This window comes from Brevundimonas sp. GW821-FHT02A10, assembly GCF_059422025.1.
In genome coordinates, this window is the sequence record NZ_JBWKWC010000001.1 from 84,179 (window position 1) to 101,340 (window position 17,162).

Here is a 17,162-nt window from a genome sequence, read left to right on the forward strand (position 1 = left end):
CGTGAATCCCCTCAACTGGGATGATTTCCGCTTCTTCCTGACGCTGGTGCGTGCGGGCAGTCCGGCCCGTGCGGCCAAGATCATGTCGGTGGATCACACCACGGTGCGCAGGCGCGTCGCCGCGCTGGAGCGGGCGCTGGAGACCAAGCTGTTCGACCGGCAAAAGGACGTCTTCCAGCTGACCGCACAGGGCGAACGCATTCTGGAATCGACCGAGGCGGTGGAAAGCATCGTGCTCGGCGCCTCCGAAGAGGTGTCGGGCTCGGACACCTCGATCTCGGGGCCGGTCCGGGTCGGGGCCCACGACGGCTTTGGCAGCTACTATCTTGCGCCGCGTCTGGCCGAACTGTGCCGCCAGCACGAGAGCCTGAGGGTCACGTTGGTCGCCAAGTCGCGCTTCTTCGACCTGTCCAAGCGCGAGGCCGACGTCGCCTTCGTGATCACCCGGCCGCAGCAGAGCCGGCACATCATCCGCAAGCTGACCGACGTCTCCCTCTATCTCTACGCCTCGCGCGCCTATCTGGAGCGATCGCCGCGTATCCGCTCGGCCGACGACCTGAACCCGCACCGGTTCATCGGATACATGCGCGACTTCGATTTCGAGCCGGCGCTCGACCCGACCTCCCTCGCCTATTCCCGGCTGTCCCAGCCCGAGTTCGCCAGCTCCAATCTGGTGGCCCAGCTGCACGCGGCTTCGGCCGGCGGCGGCCTGTGCCTGCTGCCCGGCTATATGGTCGAGAACGCGCCCGGCGATCTGGTCCAGGTTCTGCCGAAGGAAATTAAGGTCGTGCGCCAGCTCTGGATGATCATTCATCGCGATCTTCGCACCGTGAAACGCTACCGCGCCGTCTGCGACTACGTGCTCGATTGCGTCGCGCGCGAGAAGCATCTGTTCGTCTGACAAGGAGAGACCCGTGACCCTCAGACTGGACGGGCGGACGGCCATCGTCACCGGCGCGGGCACGGGGCTGGGGCGACATCACGCCCTGCTGTTGGCCCGGCAGGGGGCGAAGGTGGTGGTCAATGATCCCGGGGCGGCGGTCAACGGCGCGGGCGCGGACCAGACCCCCGCCGCCTCAGTCGTCGCCGAGATCCGGGCCGCGGGCGGCGAGGCCGTGGCCAGCTTCGAAAGCGTGGCGACGCCCGAGGGTGCGGTCGCCATCGTCCAGACCGCGCTCGACGCCTTCGGCGGCCTCGATATCCTCGTCAACAACGCCGGCATCCTGCGTGATCGGACCTTCGCGAAGATGGAGCTGGACGACTTCCGCGCCGTGATGGACGTGCACTTCTGGGGCAGCCTCTACTGCACCCGCGCCGCATTGTCAGTGCTGAATGCGCAGAAGTACGGACGGGTGATCCTGACGACCTCCGTTTCGGCGACGGGCGGCAATTTCGGCCAATCCAACTATGCCTCTGCCAAGGAAGGGCTGCTCGGCCTGATGCGTGTTCTGGCGCTGGAGGGGGCGCGAAACAATGTGCTCGTCAACGCCATATCGCCGGGCGGCCTGACCCGGATGTCGGGCGAGGTCGATCCGGAAGATGCCATGATGAGGGCGCTGGACCCGGCGCTCGTTTCGCCTGCCGTCGGCTGGCTGGCCAGCGAGCGCTGCGACGTCACCGCCACCATCCTGACCGCAGCCGCCGGAGGCTTCGGCCGCCTGCACTATTTCGAGACCGAGGGCGTCCAGTTCGATCCGGCGCAGGAGATCACCGTGGAGATGTTCGACGCCCGCTTCGCCGAGATCGCCGACCTGACGCGCGGTGTCCCGACACGGCCGGGTCCCGAGGGACGGGTTCTGGAACGGCTGGCCATGCTGGAGGCCGCGAAGTGATGTTCGAACACCTGGACTATGCGGTCAGGGACGGCGTCGCCCGCATCACCGTCAACCGTCCGGCCAGCCGCAATGCCCAGAGCGAGCGGACCATGACCGAGCTGGGCGCGGCCTTCGACCGCGCCATCAGCGACGAGGCCGTACGGGTCATCGTCCTGGCCGGCGCCGGGGACCACTTCTCGGCCGGGCACGACCTCAAGGCCGCCGAGGACAACGGCCGGGGTTTCACGGTCGAGGAGCGCTACGCCTTCGAACAGCGCTTCTCCTTCGACTTGTCGATGAAGATCTGGGACGCGCCCAAGCCGACCCTCGCCTCGGTCCAGGGCGGCTGCATCGCCTACGGCTTCGTGCTGGCCAATCTGTGCGACCTGATCGTGGCCTCGGACGATGCCTTTTTCGCGGATCCGGTAGTGGGGACTTTCGCCTCCTCGGGCGCGGGGGTCCTGCTGCACCACACGGTGCTGGGGCTGAAGCTGGCCAAGGACATGCTCTATACCGGCCGCCGCGTCGGCGCGCAGGAGGCCTTCGACTGCGGCATGGTCTCGCGACTGGTTCCGCGTGCGGAGCTGGAGACGGCGACCGATAATCTGGCGCGGGAGATCGCGTCCAAGCCGCCCTTCGCCCTGCGGCTGGTCAAACGGTCCCTGCACCGGGCGCTGGACATCCAGGGCTTCCGCGCGGCGCTTCAGGCCCATTTCGACACCCACCAGATTTCGCACGTCTCGGAAGAGTTCCGGGCCATGACCCGCGCCGGTTTCACCGATCCGCTGAAAAGGGGTTGAAGGTGCGCGCCATCCCGCTCGCTGACCTGCCCGGCCTGACCGGAACAGAGCTCGGTGTCTCCGACTGGGTCACCGTGGATCAGGCCATGATCGACGCGTTCGCGACCCTGACCCGTGACCGTCAGTGGATTCATGTCGATGTCCTCCGCGCCGGACGCGAGGCCGACGGGACCATCGCCCACGGTTTTCTGGTCCTGTCCCTGATCGGCGGCATGACGGGCGAGATCGCGGTGTTCGCGCGCGCGCGGATGGGACTGAACTACGGCTTCGACCGCATCCGCTTCCTGACGCCGGTCAGGGCGGGCGCATCAGTACGGCTGCGCGAAACCGTGGCCTCGGTAGAGACGCGCGGCGATGGGATCCTGCTCCGCCGTGAATGCCGGATCGAGCTGGAGGACTCCGACCGCCCCGCCGTCGTCGCCGACTGGCTGACCCTCTTCTACCCGGCCTGAGGGTTAGTCGCGCCAGGTCGGATCGAGGCGATCGAGCTTCCTCAGCAGCGCCGGCCAGATCAGGGAATGGGCGGTGTCGTGGCCCTGATTGGGACGGAAGGCCGCGACCTTTTGCACAGCCTCGTCTGGCGCCCAGTGGATGGGCCGCCCCATGCTCAGCGCGCGGACCTGAATGGTGCAGGCCGTCTCGAGGAAATACATCGAAGCGAAGGCCTCCGGGATCGACGGCCCAAGCGCCAGGGTGCCATGGTTGCGCAGGAACATGATGTTCTTGTCGCCCAGGTCGCGCGCCAGCCGCTCGCGCTCCTCCATCTCGACCGCGATACCCTCGAACTCATGGAAGGCGATGTCGTTGGCCAGCAACATGGCCGTCTGGTTGAGCGGCAGCAGCCCCTCCTCCAGCATGGAGACGGCGATACCGTCGGGGGTGTGCAGATGCATGACGCACTGGGCGTCGTGGCGGGCGGCATGAATGGCGCTGTGGATCACGAACCCGGCCCTGTTCACCCGCCAAGGTGTGGGGCTGAGGATCGTGCCGTCCATATCGACCTTGACCAGATCGTTCGGCCGGATTTCCTCGAACAGCATGCCGAAAGGATTGATCAGAAAGGCGTTCTCGTCCGGCAGCCGGACCGAGATATGGGTGGCGACCAGATCGTCCCATTTGAAATGGGCGACCAGCCGGTAGGCGGCGGCCAGATCGCGGCGCAGGGCCGCTTCTGTACTGTTGGGAACGGAGGTTTCGACGGACATGGAGGTCTCCAACATGGGGTCAGGCCTGTCCCGGGGAGGCGGCGGCGACGCGGTCGGCGGCGGCTTCCAGTCCTCCGGCGATGGCCAGACAGACCTGGGTCCGCTTGAGCACCAGATGGGGATCGGCCTCGTCGCTGAAGCCGATACCGCCGTGGATCTGGATATTGGCCGCGGCATTGTCGAGCGCAGCCTGCCCCGCCATCAGGAATGCGCTCTCGATCAGCATGGGCGCATCCGCGCGGCCGTCATCGAAGGCGACGGCGGCGAAGGTGACGAGATCGCGTGCGCCCCGCGCCGCCATGGCCATGTCGGCGCAGCGGTGCTTGATCGCCTGGAAGCTGCCGATCGGTCGCCCGAACTGTTCGCGCATCCCGGCATAGGCGACCGCCATCCGGAGCCCCGCTTCGGCCAGACCTGAGAGCATGGCGGCGTCGAGCAGCCTCAGGCGCAGTGCTTCCTCCGGATCGAAACCGGCGATGGAGTTGCCCAGTCCCTCCGCCCCGGCCAGCCGCACGGTCCACAGCGCCTCGTCCAGCGGCTCCAGATCGGCGGGCGCGGTATGGACCTTCGGCTCGGAGCCGCGCAGCAGAACCAGATCGGCCTCGGGATCCTCAACGACGACCGTACGTCCGCGCGCCCCATAGGCTACCGCGACCCGGCGACCGTCCAGACCGGCAGGGCCGCCGCTGTTCCAATGGGCGTGGGCGGCGCCGATGGTAGCGAGAACCGAGGGCGAGGCCAGCTGCCGGCCCAGGACGGCGACGATCAGGGACTGTTCGGCGGCGCCCAGTCCACTGCCCCCGGCGTCTTCATCAAGAGCGATGCCGAACAGGCCCAGGTCTTCCAGCGCCGCCCAGGTCCCGGAGGTCTCGGTGTGGGACTGGTGCAGGCGGGCGATCGGAAGCAGGTCTTCCAGCGCGTCCGCCACGGTCGAGGCCAATGCGAGCTGATCGCCGCTGGGCTGATAGCGCCCGCCCTGCTCACTGCCCTCACCCATGCACCCGACTTTCAACCACCCGAACAGGCGGTCATCCTAGTCCCGGGAGGCGGTCGGCCGCATTGACGGCTCCAGACGAACCCCCGACGCGAGGCGACACGTGTCGTCCCGAGTCAAGCCCGGGATCAATGGCGCAATCAGGCGGCGGGTGCGATCAGGGCCTGACGCCGCAGCTGCAATGGCGAGGTCGAGAACCAGCGGTCGCAGCTGCGCGACAGCACCGAAGCCTCGGCGTAACCCAGCTTCTCGGTCACCCGGGACAGGGGCATGTCGGTCTGCTGGAGGTAATGCAGGGCGAGATCGCGGCGCACGTCGTCCTTGATGCTCTCGAACGACTTGCCTTCCTGACGCAGACGGCGCTGCAGGGTGCGCGGATGCATGCACAGCTCGGCCGCGACCCGTTCGTTGGTGCAGTCGTCTCCGCCCAGCAGCTGACGCACCAGACCCCGGACGCGCGCGTGCATCGGCGGCGTCGCCGGCGGGAAGCGGGTGTCGATGAAGGAGGTCGCCATCTCATAGATCTGCTCGTCGGCCTCGGCGACCTCGCACAGCAGGTCGTTCTCGGTCAGCATAAGGGCGTCTGACCGCTGGCCGAAGCGGACGTCGCAGCCGAACATGGCGCGATAGACTTCCGGCGCCGCGACCGGCGGATGGCGGAACATCACCGCTCGCGCCGTGACCCCCTCGCCGGAAATGTCGCGAATGTTGCGGTTGGCCAGGAGCAGGCCGTGCTCCACTGCCTGCGATCGCTGCGGCATGTTCTCCAGCAGGATTTCGAGGCCGACGAACAGCCGGTGATTGGCCCGGTCCGGCTCGAACCGCACCCGGGTCGCCAGGCTGTAGGCGTGGATGTGCTTGGCGCAGTAGCCGAGCGCCTGCCCCACGGTCTTGGAGTTCTTCATCACCACACCCACCGGGCCGATGACCTTGTGCCCGCCCTGCAGCATGGCCAGCCGCATGCCGAAGTCAGGGCAGTTGAGCTCGGCCGCCGCGAGCTCCAGCAACTGGACGAAGGACCGGTACTCCAGCACCGAACCGCGCTTGTCGAAGATGAAGGGATCGATGCGCGCCTTGCGCATCAGGGGCGCGGGGTCGCCGCCCAGCTCGATGACCAGCTCGGGGAAGAACCTCAGGGTCTCGATATGGACGACCTCAAAGCGGGCGTCTGCTTTCGCGGCCTCGTCGGCGGTGCGGTCTCGGACAGAATCCAGCGGCATGATGTTTCCTCGATGAACGCGGCCTTTGCGGCTTCTTGTTCCCGAAGCGGATCATGCGCCCGTCTCTGTGGCCCTGACAAGGCAGGCGCCAGGGCCACAGGGGGCGCCGGTCGCCATTTGCGGACACGATGTCGTGCTGGGTCAACGACAGCGATGCGGCGACCGCGTAACCCTCAGGCCCATGTTTCCGCGTCTGTCCTTGTCTTGCCACGCCTGCCGTCCGGATCGGGCGGCGCCCGGTTCGCGTCCCGTCGCCCGTTTCGGGATTCCTGCGAAATGACGGTGCATCCGCGCAATTCAGCTTCAGCGGGCGCCGGACGCCGGCTGATCGAGAACCGCAGCGTGCGTTGGGACCCGGCTCGCGCCGAGGATGCCTATGCCCGCGGGCTGTGGGTGCGCGAGACCCTGGCCGAGGCTCTGGACCGCGCGGCCCTGTCGACGCCCGATCGGGTGCTGGTCGTTGACGGTGAGATCGCCCTGACCGCCGCCGACCTTCGTCGCCGCGCGGTGGTTCTGGCCGGTCGCCTGCTGGAGCGGGTGCCGAGGGGCGCTGTCGTCTCCTTCATGCTGCCCAACTGGCATGAGGCGGCCCTGATCTATCTGGCCACGACCCTGGCCGGGATGGTGGCCCATCCGATCCTGCCGTCCCTCAGGGACCGCGAGCTGAAATTCATGCTCGACGATGTCGACAGCCGCATCATCTTCGTCCCCGCCGACCTGCGCGGCCACGACTATGTGGCCATGATGGACCGGGTCGTCGCCGACCTGCCCTCCCCACCGGAGGTCGTGGTCCTGCGCGGCAAGGCCGGGCGTCACACGGCCTTCGAGGCGCTGGAGACCGGCGACATCGCGCCCCTGCCGATGCTGGAACCCGACGCCGTCCGCATGATCCTCTACACCTCGGGGACCACCGGCCTGCCCAAGGGGGTGATGCACACCCACAACTCGATCCACGCCCTGGCCCGGCAGCTCGGCGATCACTGGCTGATCGCACCCGGCGACGTCTTCCTAGTGCCCTCCCCGATCAGCCACATCGGCGGCTCGATCTACGCCTTCGAAATCCCGCTGCTTCTGGGCACGACCGCCGTCCTGATGGAGCGCTGGGAGGCCGAGGCCGGCCTGACCCTGATGCGTCGTCACGGCTGCACCCATATGGCTGGCGCCACCCCGTTCCTCGAACAGCTGCTGGCCGCCGCGAAGGCCGGCGACGACCATCTGCCCGATCTGAAGGTCTTCATCTGCGGCGGGGCCGCGGTGCCGCCGTCGCTGATCCGCGCCGCCGCCGACTGGTTCGAGAAGGCCCGGGTGACGCGCGTCTATGGCTCCACCGAAGTGCCCGTCACCACCGTCGGAGTGCTGGAAGCAGACGCCGTCGATCTGGCCGCCGAGACCGACGGCCGGCCCGGCATCGCCGAAGTTCGACTGATCGACGCCAACGAAACGGTCGCGGCGACCGGCGAGGTCCGCGCGCGGGGACCGCAGATGCTGGTCGGCTATCTGCATCCCGAGGACGAGGCCACGGTCTTCGACGCGGACGGCTTCTACCGCACCGGGGACCTCGGCCGCTGGGACGACGGCTGTCTGGTCATCTCGGGCCGGGCAAAGGACATCATCATCCGCAAGGGCGAGAACATCGCGCCCAAGGAGATCGAGGACATCCTCGTCACCCATCCGCGCATCGCCGAGATCGCCGTGGTCGGCCTGCCCGACGTGACGACAGGCGAGCGCGCCTGCGCCGTGATCGTGCCGCGCGACGGCGAGGCCCCCAATGTCGTCGAGCTCGGCGCCTTCCTGCGCGAGGCGGGTCTGGCCTCCTTCAAGATTCCGGAACAGGTCGCCGTCCTTGACGCCCTGCCCAAGAACGACGCCGGCAAGGTGCTCAAGCATGTGCTGCGCGCCGACCTTACGCGAGGAGCGGCCTGATGGAATTCGGCTGGTCGGCGGACGAGGTCGCGCACCGGGAACGCATCCGTTCGGTCCTCGACCGGATGCTGCCCGACAACTGGGAAGAGATCGCCCTGCATGGTCCGGGCAGCGAGGTCCAGACCGACTTCTCCTATGATTTCTGCTCGGCTTTGGCGGACGAGGGCCTGCTGATCCCCAACTGGCCGAGCGCCTTCGGGGGCAGCGATGAAGGCGTCTGGCGTCAGTTCATCATGGCCGAGGAGGTCTGGTCTGCGGGCGAGCCGCGTGGCCCTCAGTATATGAACATCAACTGGATCGGCCCGGTCCTGATGCGCTTCGGCACGGCGGACCAGCAGGACCGCTATCTGCCGCCGATCCGCGAGGGCCGGGCCATCTGGTGTCAGGGCTTTTCCGAACCCTCGGCCGGGTCGGACCTCGCCTCGCTGCGCACCACCGCAACGCCCGTCGAGGGCGGATACCGGGTTTCGGGCGCCAAGGTCTGGACCTCCTATGCCGGACGCGCCGACGCCTGCTTCCTGCTGGCCCGGGTCCCCGCCGTCGAGGGCGCCGTGACCGGCAAGGCGGCCATCGTCATCCTGCTGACCGACATGAAGTCGGCGGGCATCCAGGTGAAGTCCATCCCTTCCCTGATCGGCGACGGCGACATCCACGAGGTCTTCTTCGACGAGGTCTTCGTGCCCGAGGCCAACCGGCTGGGCGCCGAGGGGCAGGCCTGGGAGATCATCACCTTCGCCCTGCAGAACGAGCGGGTGGGCATCCCCCGCTACGAGTTTTCGCGCCGCATCCTCGACCGCGCGGTCGGGCGGCTGAAGACGGACGGACGTTGGGCCGATCCGGTGGTTCAGGACCGCGCGGGCCGGGCCCTGATGCTGTGCGAGGCGGCGCGGATGCTGGTGTACCGGATCGTCGACGCCCGGGCGCGCGACCTGCCGCCCGACGCCTACGGCGCCGTGGCCCGCTGGGCCGTGGTCCTGGCCGACAACGGGGTCAACGACTTCCTGACCGAGTTCCTGCCCGAAGGCCTTCTGGGCGAAGACCCGGTGCAGCAGGCCCATCACCAGCGCGCCATCGCCGCCGGGGTCGCCTCGGGCGCCGCCGAAATCCAGCTCAATCTGATCGCGCGCCGCTGGCTCGAGCTTCCGGGCGAAGGAGGCCGGCGATGAACTTCAGTCTCAACGAAGACCAGACCAGCCTGCTGACCGGTCTCGACCAGCTGCTGACCGCCGAGGCGCCGCCCGCCCCGACCGAGCCGGTCTTCACCGAATACGCACACGGGCTCGACGCGGTGCTGAGCGAGTCCGGCTTCCTCGACATCGCGCGCGAGGACGGTTTTGGACTGCTGGACGCCGCCCTGATCGTCGAGCGGCTGGCCCGCCTGCCGCAGACGGTGGAGGCGGCCTCCACGGCGATCATCGCCCCGGCTCTGGGACTGGAGCCGGGCGTCCGCCCGGTCGCCCTAATCAGCGGCAGCCCTAGCCGGGCCGCCCGCTATCTGCCGATGGCTCAGATCCTGATCGTGGATCGGGGAAACGACGCCCTGATCCTGCCCGTCGATGCGTCGAAGGTCGCGCCGGTCGAGACCCTGTTCGCCTATCCCTACGGCCGTCTGACCGAGGTCGACGAAGGCGCGGGAACGGTCTTCGCCGACGTCGCCCTGTTGCGCCGCGTCTGGCGCATCGCCCTCGCCGCGGAAGCCGCCGGCTGCATGGCCTCGGCCGTCGCGACCGTAGTCGAACATGTCAGCACGCGTCAGGCCTTCGGCCGCCCGCTCGGCGCCTTCCAGGCCATCCAGCACCGCCTCGCCATGGCCGCCGAGACGACCGAATCCGCCCGCTGGCTGGCCTTTCGCGCCGCCTGGTCCGGACGCGAGGATGACGCCGCCATCGCCGCCGGCTTCGTCCAGGCCCGCATTCCGCAGTTCACCTTCGACCTGCACCAGTTCTCGGGCGCCATGGGCCTGACGCTGGAATATCCGCTGCACTACTGGACCTACCGCCTGCGCGCCCTGGTCGGCGAGCTGGGCGGGTCGACCGGTCAGGCGCGCGCTGCGGCGATCGCGGCCTGGGGAGACGCCGCATGACCGACATCGCCGAGTTCCGCCGACAGGCCCGCGACTGGCTCCAGGCCAACAAGCCCGCCCAACCCCATCCGCTGGACGGCCCCGGCGCCCGCGCGGCCATCCTGTCGTGGCAGAAGACCCAGGCTGAGGGCGGCTGGGCCGGGATCGCCTGGCCCAAGGCCTATGGTGGGCGGGGCGCCAGTGTGCTGGAGCAGATCGTCTGGTGCGAGGAATACGCCCGCGCCGGCGCCCCCTCCCCGCTCGACGCCTCCTTCGTCGGTCTGAACCACGCCGGTCCGACCCTGATTGCCTGCGGCACGCCAGAGCAGAAAGCCTTCCACCTGCCCCGGCTGCTCAACGGTCAGGACATCTGGTGTCAGGGCTTCTCCGAACCCGGCGCTGGCTCGGATCTGGCGGCCGTCCGCACGCGCGGTCGGCTCGAGGGCGACGAACTGGTCATCGACGGCCACAAGATCTGGTCCAGCTACGCCGACATCGCCGACTGGCAGGAACTGCTGGTCCGCACCGATCCGACGGCCAAGACCTCGGGCGCCCTGACCTGGGTCATCTGTCCGATGAACGCGCCCGGCCTGACCGTGCGCTCGATCAAGACCATGGCCGGCCCCCGCAAGTTCTGCGAGGTCTTCTACGACGGGGTCCGCATCCCGCTGAAGAATGTGGTGGGCGGGGTCAACAACGGCTGGGGCACAGCCATGTCGACCCTCGCCTTCGAGCGCGGCACCGCCAGCCTGCCCCTGCTGCTCGGCCTGATCGAGGGGGTCGAGACCTTGCTGGCAGCCTGCCCGACCGACCGTCCGGCCATGCGCACCCGGATCGCCCGGCTGCGCGCCGAGGGGGCGGCGCAAAAGGCCATGGCCTATCGCTTCGCCCTCGACAGCGCCGACAGCGTGCCGGACTCGTCCGGCTCCATCGTGCGGCTGGGGTTCGCGGAATACGCCCAACGCGTCTCGGCCGCCGCGCTCGACCTGTGCGGCATCGCCTCGGCGGAGGCGCTGGGCGAGCACGGCCTCAGCCATCACTATCTCGACGCCTTCTCCGAGACGATCGCGGGCGGCTCGGCCGAGATCCAGCGCAACATCATCGGCGAACGCGTCCTCGGCCTGCCGCGCGGCCCGCGTTAGGTCGTGGCCCGGCCGCTGATCCTCGTCACCACGGCGATCGACGACCGCCATCGCCGCGCGCTGGAGGCCGAGTTCGACCTGACTTTCGACCCGACTCGCCGCGAGGGCGTCCGGGGCCTGATCATCGACGGCGTCTTCCGCGCGGACGCCGTCTGGGTCGACAGCATGCCCGACCTCGGGATCATCGCCTGCATCGGCACGGGCTATGACCTGATCGATCTGGAGGCCTGCCGCCGTCGGGGCGTCAGCGTCACCAACACCGCCGGCGCCAATGCCGGGGCCGTCGCCGATCTCGCCTTGGGTCTGATCCTGTCAGTCACACGCGGTATCGGCGAGGGTGAACGGCTGCTCCGCGCCGGCCAATGGCGAGGCGACCATCCGCAGCGGTTCTTCGGCGCTCCCGGACTGACGGGACGGCGCGTCGGCGTCTTCGGCATGGGCGCCATCGGCCAGCAGATCGCGCGCCGTCTGTCGGGCTTCGAGGTCGGGATCGCCTATGGCGGCCCCCGCCCCAAGCCGGAGCTCGGCTGGCCCTTCTTCGCCGACGTCAGCGATCTCGCCGCCTGGGCCGACATCCTTGTCCTCGCCCACCGGGCGGATGAGACCAATCGCAGGATCGTAGACGCCCGGGTCCTGACGGCGCTCGGCCCGAGCGGTTTCCTGATCAACGTGTCTCGCGGCTCGGCAGTGGACGAGGAGGCCCTGATCGAAGCGCTCGAGAGCCGGACGATCGCCGGCGCGGCCCTGGATGTTTTCGACGACGAACCCGCCGTCCGCCCCGAACTGCTCGCGGCGCCCGGCACGGTGCTGACGCCCCATATCGGCGGCGGATCAAGCCGCTCCTTCGACCTTATGTTCGAGGCCGTAACCGACAATCTGCGCGCCTTCTTCGCGGGCCGGCCCCTTCTCCATCCGGTTCTGGACACCCGAGCACACCCCGAGGCCTGAGCTGCGCCGCCCGCGTCGGAAACGGTCAAGGGGTTGGCCGCAGCCGTCAATCCCGGTGACGGCGCGTCATGCTACTGACGGGTAGACACCCTTCCTGAACCCGGAGAAACGCCATGGCCATGCTCGAACCGGACGTCGCCGACCTCTGGCGCCGGCCGCGTCACCCCGCACGGGGTGGCAGGCCTCGCCGCACCTCAATCAATGGCAGCGGTATGGGCATCAAGGAGCTGGCCGAGCGGCTGGGCACCACCCACCGGGCCCTGCGCTACTACGAACAGGTCGAGCTGATCCGCCCCGCCCGCAACGCCCAGGGCGCCCGCAACTACGAGCCAGACACCCGCCGCGAACTGGAACTGATCGTCACCCTGCGCCGCACCGGCCATTCGGTCAGCGAGATCCGCGCCATCCTCAAGGGGGAAGACGTCGGCGACGACGGCGTGCGCTCCAAGGTCTTCGCCGCCCTTCAGGCCCGCCTCGACCATCTGCATGAACAGACCCGTCACCTTCAGGCCCTGCTGAACCAATTTCAGTAGGAATGCGCGCCGACGGCTCGGATTGAACGCCCGAACTGCCGATGCGAGTCTACTGAGGCATTCAGTCTTCTCCCCATCCGCGTAACCGCTTACAAAGCCTGTAAAACAAGACCTATAGGCAGGAACACATGGCCGAAGTCCGGCTCAGCGGCATCCGCAAGAATTTCGGCGCGACCGAGGTCCTGCGCGGCATTGATCTGGATATCCAGGACGGCGAGTTCGTTGTCTTCGTCGGCCCCTCAGGCTGCGGCAAGTCGACCCTGCTGCGCACCATCGCCGGGCTGGAGGAGGCCTCCGCCGGTGACATCGCCATCGGTGACAAGCGGGTCAACGACCTGTCGCCGTCCGACCGCGGCATCGCCATGGTCTTCCAGTCCTACGCCCTCTATCCGCACATGTCGGTCTACGAGAACATGGCCTTCGGCCTGAAGCTGGCGAAGACAGACAAGGCCGAGATCGACCAGAAGGTCCGCGCCGCCGCCGAGACCCTGAACATCACCGACTACCTCGACCGCAAGCCCAAGGCCCTGTCCGGCGGCCAGCGTCAGCGCGTCGCCATCGGTCGCGCCATCGTGCGTGAGCCTGAGGTCTTCCTGTTCGACGAGCCCCTGTCCAACCTCGACGCCGCCCTGCGTGTGCGCATGCGCTATGAATTCGCAGGGCTGCACGAGCGGCTGAAGACGACCATGATCTACGTCACCCACGACCAGATCGAGGCCATGACCCTGGCCGACCGCATCGTGGTCCTGAACGGCGGCGTCATCGAACAGGTCGGCTCGCCGATGGAGCTCTACGAGCATCCGTCCAACCTGTTTGTCGCCGGCTTCATCGGTAGCCCGAAGATGAACCTGATCCCGGCCGAGCTCTCCATCGTCGGCAAGGGCGGCGCCTCGGTCACCCTGCCCGGCGGCGAGACGATCCGCGTTGACGTCGACGCCTCCAGCGCCCGGGCCGGCGACAGCGTCACCCTCGGCGTCCGCCCCGAACACCTGACCCTGTCGGGCAAGGCCAACGCCATCGCAACGAAGGCCGCTTTCGTCGAAACCCTCGGCCACGCCACCTATGCCTATGTGAACCTGGCCGGCGCCTCCGAGACCCTGACGGTCCAGCTCCCCGGCGACATCCGCCCGGCTATGGGCGACGCACTCAAGCTGCACGTCGCCGCCGATCAGGCCCATCTGTTCGACGCGGATGGGGTGGCGTTTCAACGGCTCTAACTCCTTCTCCCCTTGCGGGAGAAGGAAGCGACCTATCTGAACTCCACTCGCCTCGCCCCCGCCGGAATAAGGACCTCGCGGCCCTTCCACTCACCGCGCCGACCGTCGATGCGCGGGCGCGGCGGCAGGTCGACGCCGTCGGGCCACTGCACCACGAACCCACCCGGCGGCGTCACGCCTGGCTCGATCGTCAGCACCCGTACCACGCCGTCCTTCCTGAAGCTGTAGCTCAGCGCCCCGTAGGCGGTGCGCACCTGGCGCACCCCGACCCCCGTCGGCGTATCGACCCAGTCCAGCGGCAGACCGGCGGCCAGCACCAGGGCATGATCCGCGTCCCGCTCATAGACGAACAGATCGAGCGCCGAGCGGATGTAGTCCGAGCTGATCCAGGCGTGAGGCATGTCGCCGATGAAGCGCGGCTCGCGCAGGTCGCGGCCCACCACTTCGGCCCAGCCGTTCCAGGCCTGGGGCCGGCGGTCGGCGAAGAAGAAGTCCAGCGCCCGCATGGCCCGGTCTCTCTGACCCAGCCGCACGAACACCCCGACGTTCCTCAACTCATACGGGGTGTAGTCCTTCCAGGCGTTGCGGTTCTCCTGCCGCGCCGTGAAATTCTCCCAGTATTTCTCGAACGTCCGCTTCATCAGACCCTGCGGCAGGTCGGCCTGCGCGCCGGCCGGAGACAGGGCGATGGTGGTCGAGGTGGCGTCGAAATCGCCCCGGTCCGCCGCGCCGGCGATAAAGTCGATGCGGTGGCGGATGGCCGTGCCGGTGATGGCGTTGCGGATATCGATCTGGAATTCGTCGCGCGCTGCGGCGAAGCGTTGGGCCGCCGCCGTGTCGCCGAGGGTCTCGGCGATGAAGACCGCGTCCTTGTAGCCCAGCAGACCCCAGAAATCGTCCCAGAAAGACCAGGCCGCTTTGTCGGAATAGCCCTCGTGGCTGATCGTCGGGGGCAGCAGGCCGTACAGATGCCGCGTCTCCCGCGTGCGGTTCGCCGCAACCCTGGTCGAGGCGCGCAGCGTGTCCATATAGGCCACCGCCGCCTGCACCTGCGGCCAGACCGAGCGCAGCAGGGCTTCGTCATGGGTGTAGCGATAGGTCTCGGCGGCCAGGAAGATGAACTCCCCGTGGCTGTCGTTCTCGGGCACCGGATCGGCGCCGCGTTGGTCGACGCAGCACGGGACCTTGCCGTCCGAGAACACATAGGGCGCATAGAAGCGCAGATAGTCGGCTGACAGATCGGCATGACCCAGCCGGTCCAGCCCCTCGGCCATCATCGCCCCGTCGCGGATCCAGCTGCGGTTATAGGACCGCGTCCCCGGCTGCAGCCTCGGCCCCTGCCGCGACATCAGCATATGGGCCAGCGAGGTCTTCATCGTGTCCGCGATCCGCTGCCCCTCCGGCGGGGTGATCAGGTCGAACCGGTCGAGCTTTTCGCGCCATGCGGCCTCGACCCGCGTCTGGGCCGTGGCGACGTCGGCGAGGCCTGCAGGCGCATCCCCGTCGCGCCCTTCCAGCGTCGAGCGGAATCCGAATGTCCGCGTCTCGTTCGGCGCCAGGGTGACCGCATAGACCATCGCGCCCGAAGCCAGTCCGGTCGTATCGGTCACCGCGTCGGGCGTCCGCCGCCCCGTCGCCAGCAGGCTCTGCGGATCGGCTCCCGCGTCGAAGACCGAGGTCACGAAGCGGTCCGGCTTCACCACCGGCACGACATCCCGGCTGCCCGCGATCGTCAGCCTGGTCCCGTCGAACCCCATGGCCGTGATCGGCGACGCCCCGCCCGGCACGGCCAGGAACTGCACCGGCCCGTTCACCTGCATCGGCCGTGCGGCCAGGGCCAGCGTCAGGGTGATCGGCCGGCTGGAGGTGTTGGTCAGGTCGTAGCGGCCGTAGATGGCGCCGTTCTGCGCCGTCCCGTCGGCGACGGCGGTCACCTTCAGCGTCCAGCCCTCATGGGTCCAGGTCACCGTCGGGATCGGCAGATAGCCGTCCACCAGGCCCTGTTCGATCCGCACATCGGCCCAGGTGACCAGACGGCCGTTGTCCAGCACGAAGGGCTCGACCGACGGCCCGCCGCGCCTCAGCTCGATGGCGCCGTCCTCGGAAATCAGCCCGCTCTCGCCGCCGCCGTCGACGCCCACCAGCGTCCAGTAGGGCTGTTCGCCGACGAAGCCGCGCGGATAGAGGCCGCGCCGGCTCTGCCGCGCCACCGCCGAGAGGAAGGCCGTCTCGTCCTTGCCGAAGGCCAGCGGTTCGACGGTGATTTCCGACAAGGCGTACGAAGTCTGCGCCGGCTCCCGCCCCTGCCCGGCTCCCATCTGGGCCCCGGTCCGCGCCTGAACGGCGGGCGGCGCCAGGAGATCGAACCGCAGATATCGCGCCGAGGCTTCCGGCGTCCTCAGCCAGTCGGTCCCGCCGTCGCCCTGATCGACCTGGGCCAGAGCCGTCCAGATCTCGCCGTCCGAGGAGGCCATGACCCGATACCTCGTTGCCGACGACCGCTCGGCCCACTTCAGCGTCAGCCCGCCGAACTCGCGCTCATAGCCCAGGTCCAGCGTCAGGCTCTGCTCGCCCACGCCGGTCGAGCGCCACACGGTCGCCGGGTCGCCGTCGACCGCATTGGCCGCCAGAGACGTCCCGTCCTCGCTGGTCGCCGTCGCCAGCGGGCGCGGCGGAACCGCTGGCTCGGGCGGCAGCTCGCGCAGGGTCAGGTCATCGACCTCGATGAAGCCCTTTCCGCCCTCGCCCGCCGTGACCACGAATTCGATCCGCTCAGCGCCCCGGAAGGCGTGATCCGGGTTCGGGCCCCAGGCCCAGCTGACCTGTCGCTTCTTGATGACGAACTCCGTCCAGCCGTCGGGGAAGACGTAGCGCGTGGTCTGGCGCCAGTGGACGTTCTCGGCGCTCGCGTCGGTGAACTTGACCTCGAAGGTGTTGGACGGTCCCGCGCCCCGGACCCGGAAGCGGATCTCATAGTTGTCCGGCGTCTTGAAGCTCAGCGCCCGGGCCGCGAAGGCGTAGCCCGACTTGCCGTTGAAATCGTAGTCCAGCCGCATGGCCCGGCCGCCGTCAGGGCCTGCCACCGCGCTGATCGCCGAGGACACATCCGTCGAGGCGTCGGCCTTCCACGGCGTCAGGTCCTCGAAATCGTCGAGGATCACGGGGGCGGGCGTCGCGGGCGGCGCCACGACCACGGTCGGGATGTCCTGTACCGCTACAACAGGCGTCTGGGCGAGCGCGGATCCGCCGACCGCCAGAGCCAGCATCGCCCCGAACACCGCAGCCGCCTTACCCATACCCACTC

Annotated in this window: 15 protein-coding genes; 11 read left to right on the plus strand and 4 right to left on the minus strand. The window is 68.6% G+C overall.

Annotation, left to right across the window (positions count from 1 at the left end; genetic code table 11):
* Position 1 precedes the first annotated feature (1 nt).
* From AC07U0_RS00455 to AC07U0_RS00470, 4 genes are read left to right on the plus strand one after another with little or no spacing between them, the layout of a single operon-like run.
* On the plus strand, positions 2-901 hold the full coding sequence (locus AC07U0_RS00455; RefSeq protein WP_494718073.1) for a LysR family transcriptional regulator: 900 nt from the start codon (positions 2-4) through the stop codon (positions 899-901).
* A gap of 13 nt (positions 902-914) precedes the next feature.
* Entirely contained in the window at positions 915-1,832 is a 918-nt protein-coding gene (locus AC07U0_RS00460; RefSeq protein ID WP_494718074.1) for an SDR family NAD(P)-dependent oxidoreductase, read from the plus strand.
* Complete coding sequence (locus AC07U0_RS00465) at positions 1,832-2,614, plus strand: enoyl-CoA hydratase (protein ID WP_494718075.1); 783 nt, start codon at positions 1,832-1,834, stop codon at positions 2,612-2,614. Before AC07U0_RS00460 ends, AC07U0_RS00465 begins: the two co-directional genes overlap by 1 nt.
* Positions 2,615-2,616: 2 nt before the next feature.
* A complete protein-coding gene (locus AC07U0_RS00470) occupies positions 2,617-3,066 on the plus strand; it encodes a MaoC family dehydratase (RefSeq protein WP_494718076.1) in 450 nt (149 codons plus the stop codon).
* Between the two features lie 3 nt (positions 3,067-3,069).
* Here the strand turns inward: AC07U0_RS00470 and AC07U0_RS00475 are convergent, their stop codons facing one another.
* The 3 genes from AC07U0_RS00475 to AC07U0_RS00485 form a co-directional block, all read right to left on the minus strand.
* Complete coding sequence (locus AC07U0_RS00475; RefSeq protein WP_494718077.1) at positions 3,070-3,819, minus strand: class II aldolase/adducin family protein; 750 nt, start codon at positions 3,817-3,819, stop codon at positions 3,070-3,072.
* A gap of 19 nt (positions 3,820-3,838) precedes the next feature.
* The gene (locus AC07U0_RS00480) at positions 3,839-4,816 is read right to left on the minus strand and encodes an acyl-CoA dehydrogenase family protein (RefSeq protein ID WP_494718078.1); all 978 of its coding nucleotides are present in this window, start codon (positions 4,814-4,816) and stop codon (positions 3,839-3,841) included.
* 137 nt (positions 4,817-4,953) lie between these two features.
* Positions 4,954-6,033: an AraC family transcriptional regulator gene (locus AC07U0_RS00485; RefSeq protein ID WP_494718079.1), complete on the minus strand. Its 1,080-nt coding sequence runs from the start codon at positions 6,031-6,033 to the stop codon at positions 4,954-4,956.
* A gap of 276 nt (positions 6,034-6,309) precedes the next feature.
* Here AC07U0_RS00485 and AC07U0_RS00490 point away from each other — a divergent pair, with 276 nt between their 5' ends.
* The 7 genes from AC07U0_RS00490 (at position 6,310) to AC07U0_RS00520 (ending at position 13,858) form a co-directional block, all read left to right on the plus strand.
* Positions 6,310-7,956 (plus strand): AMP-binding protein, encoded by a 1,647-nt coding sequence (locus AC07U0_RS00490; protein ID WP_494718080.1) that lies wholly within the window; start codon positions 6,310-6,312, stop codon positions 7,954-7,956.
* Positions 7,956-9,122, plus strand: a complete 1,167-nt coding sequence (locus AC07U0_RS00495) for an acyl-CoA dehydrogenase family protein (RefSeq protein ID WP_494718081.1) — start codon at positions 7,956-7,958, stop codon at positions 9,120-9,122. Before AC07U0_RS00490 ends, AC07U0_RS00495 begins: the two co-directional genes overlap by 1 nt.
* Positions 9,119-10,039, plus strand: coding sequence for an acyl-CoA dehydrogenase family protein (locus tag AC07U0_RS00500; protein ID WP_494718082.1), 921 nt, complete (start codon positions 9,119-9,121; stop codon positions 10,037-10,039). Before AC07U0_RS00495 ends, AC07U0_RS00500 begins: the two co-directional genes overlap by 4 nt.
* Complete coding sequence (locus tag AC07U0_RS00505) at positions 10,036-11,160, plus strand: acyl-CoA dehydrogenase family protein (protein WP_494718083.1); 1,125 nt, start codon at positions 10,036-10,038, stop codon at positions 11,158-11,160. Before AC07U0_RS00500 ends, AC07U0_RS00505 begins: the two co-directional genes overlap by 4 nt.
* Positions 11,161-11,163: 3 nt before the next feature.
* On the plus strand, positions 11,164-12,108 hold the full coding sequence (locus tag AC07U0_RS00510) for a 2-hydroxyacid dehydrogenase (protein ID WP_494718084.1): 945 nt from the start codon (positions 11,164-11,166) through the stop codon (positions 12,106-12,108).
* 113 nt (positions 12,109-12,221) lie between these two features.
* Positions 12,222-12,641: a MerR family transcriptional regulator gene (locus AC07U0_RS00515; protein ID WP_494718085.1), complete on the plus strand. Its 420-nt coding sequence runs from the start codon at positions 12,222-12,224 to the stop codon at positions 12,639-12,641.
* A gap of 128 nt (positions 12,642-12,769) precedes the next feature.
* Positions 12,770-13,858: an ABC transporter ATP-binding protein gene (locus tag AC07U0_RS00520; RefSeq protein WP_494718086.1), complete on the plus strand. Its 1,089-nt coding sequence runs from the start codon at positions 12,770-12,772 to the stop codon at positions 13,856-13,858.
* Positions 13,859-13,890: 32 nt separating this feature from the next.
* Here the strand turns inward: AC07U0_RS00520 and AC07U0_RS00525 are convergent, their stop codons facing one another.
* Positions 13,891-17,154 (minus strand): discoidin domain-containing protein, encoded by a 3,264-nt coding sequence (locus AC07U0_RS00525; RefSeq protein ID WP_494718087.1) that lies wholly within the window; start codon positions 17,152-17,154, stop codon positions 13,891-13,893.
* Positions 17,155-17,162: the final 8 nt, after the last annotated feature.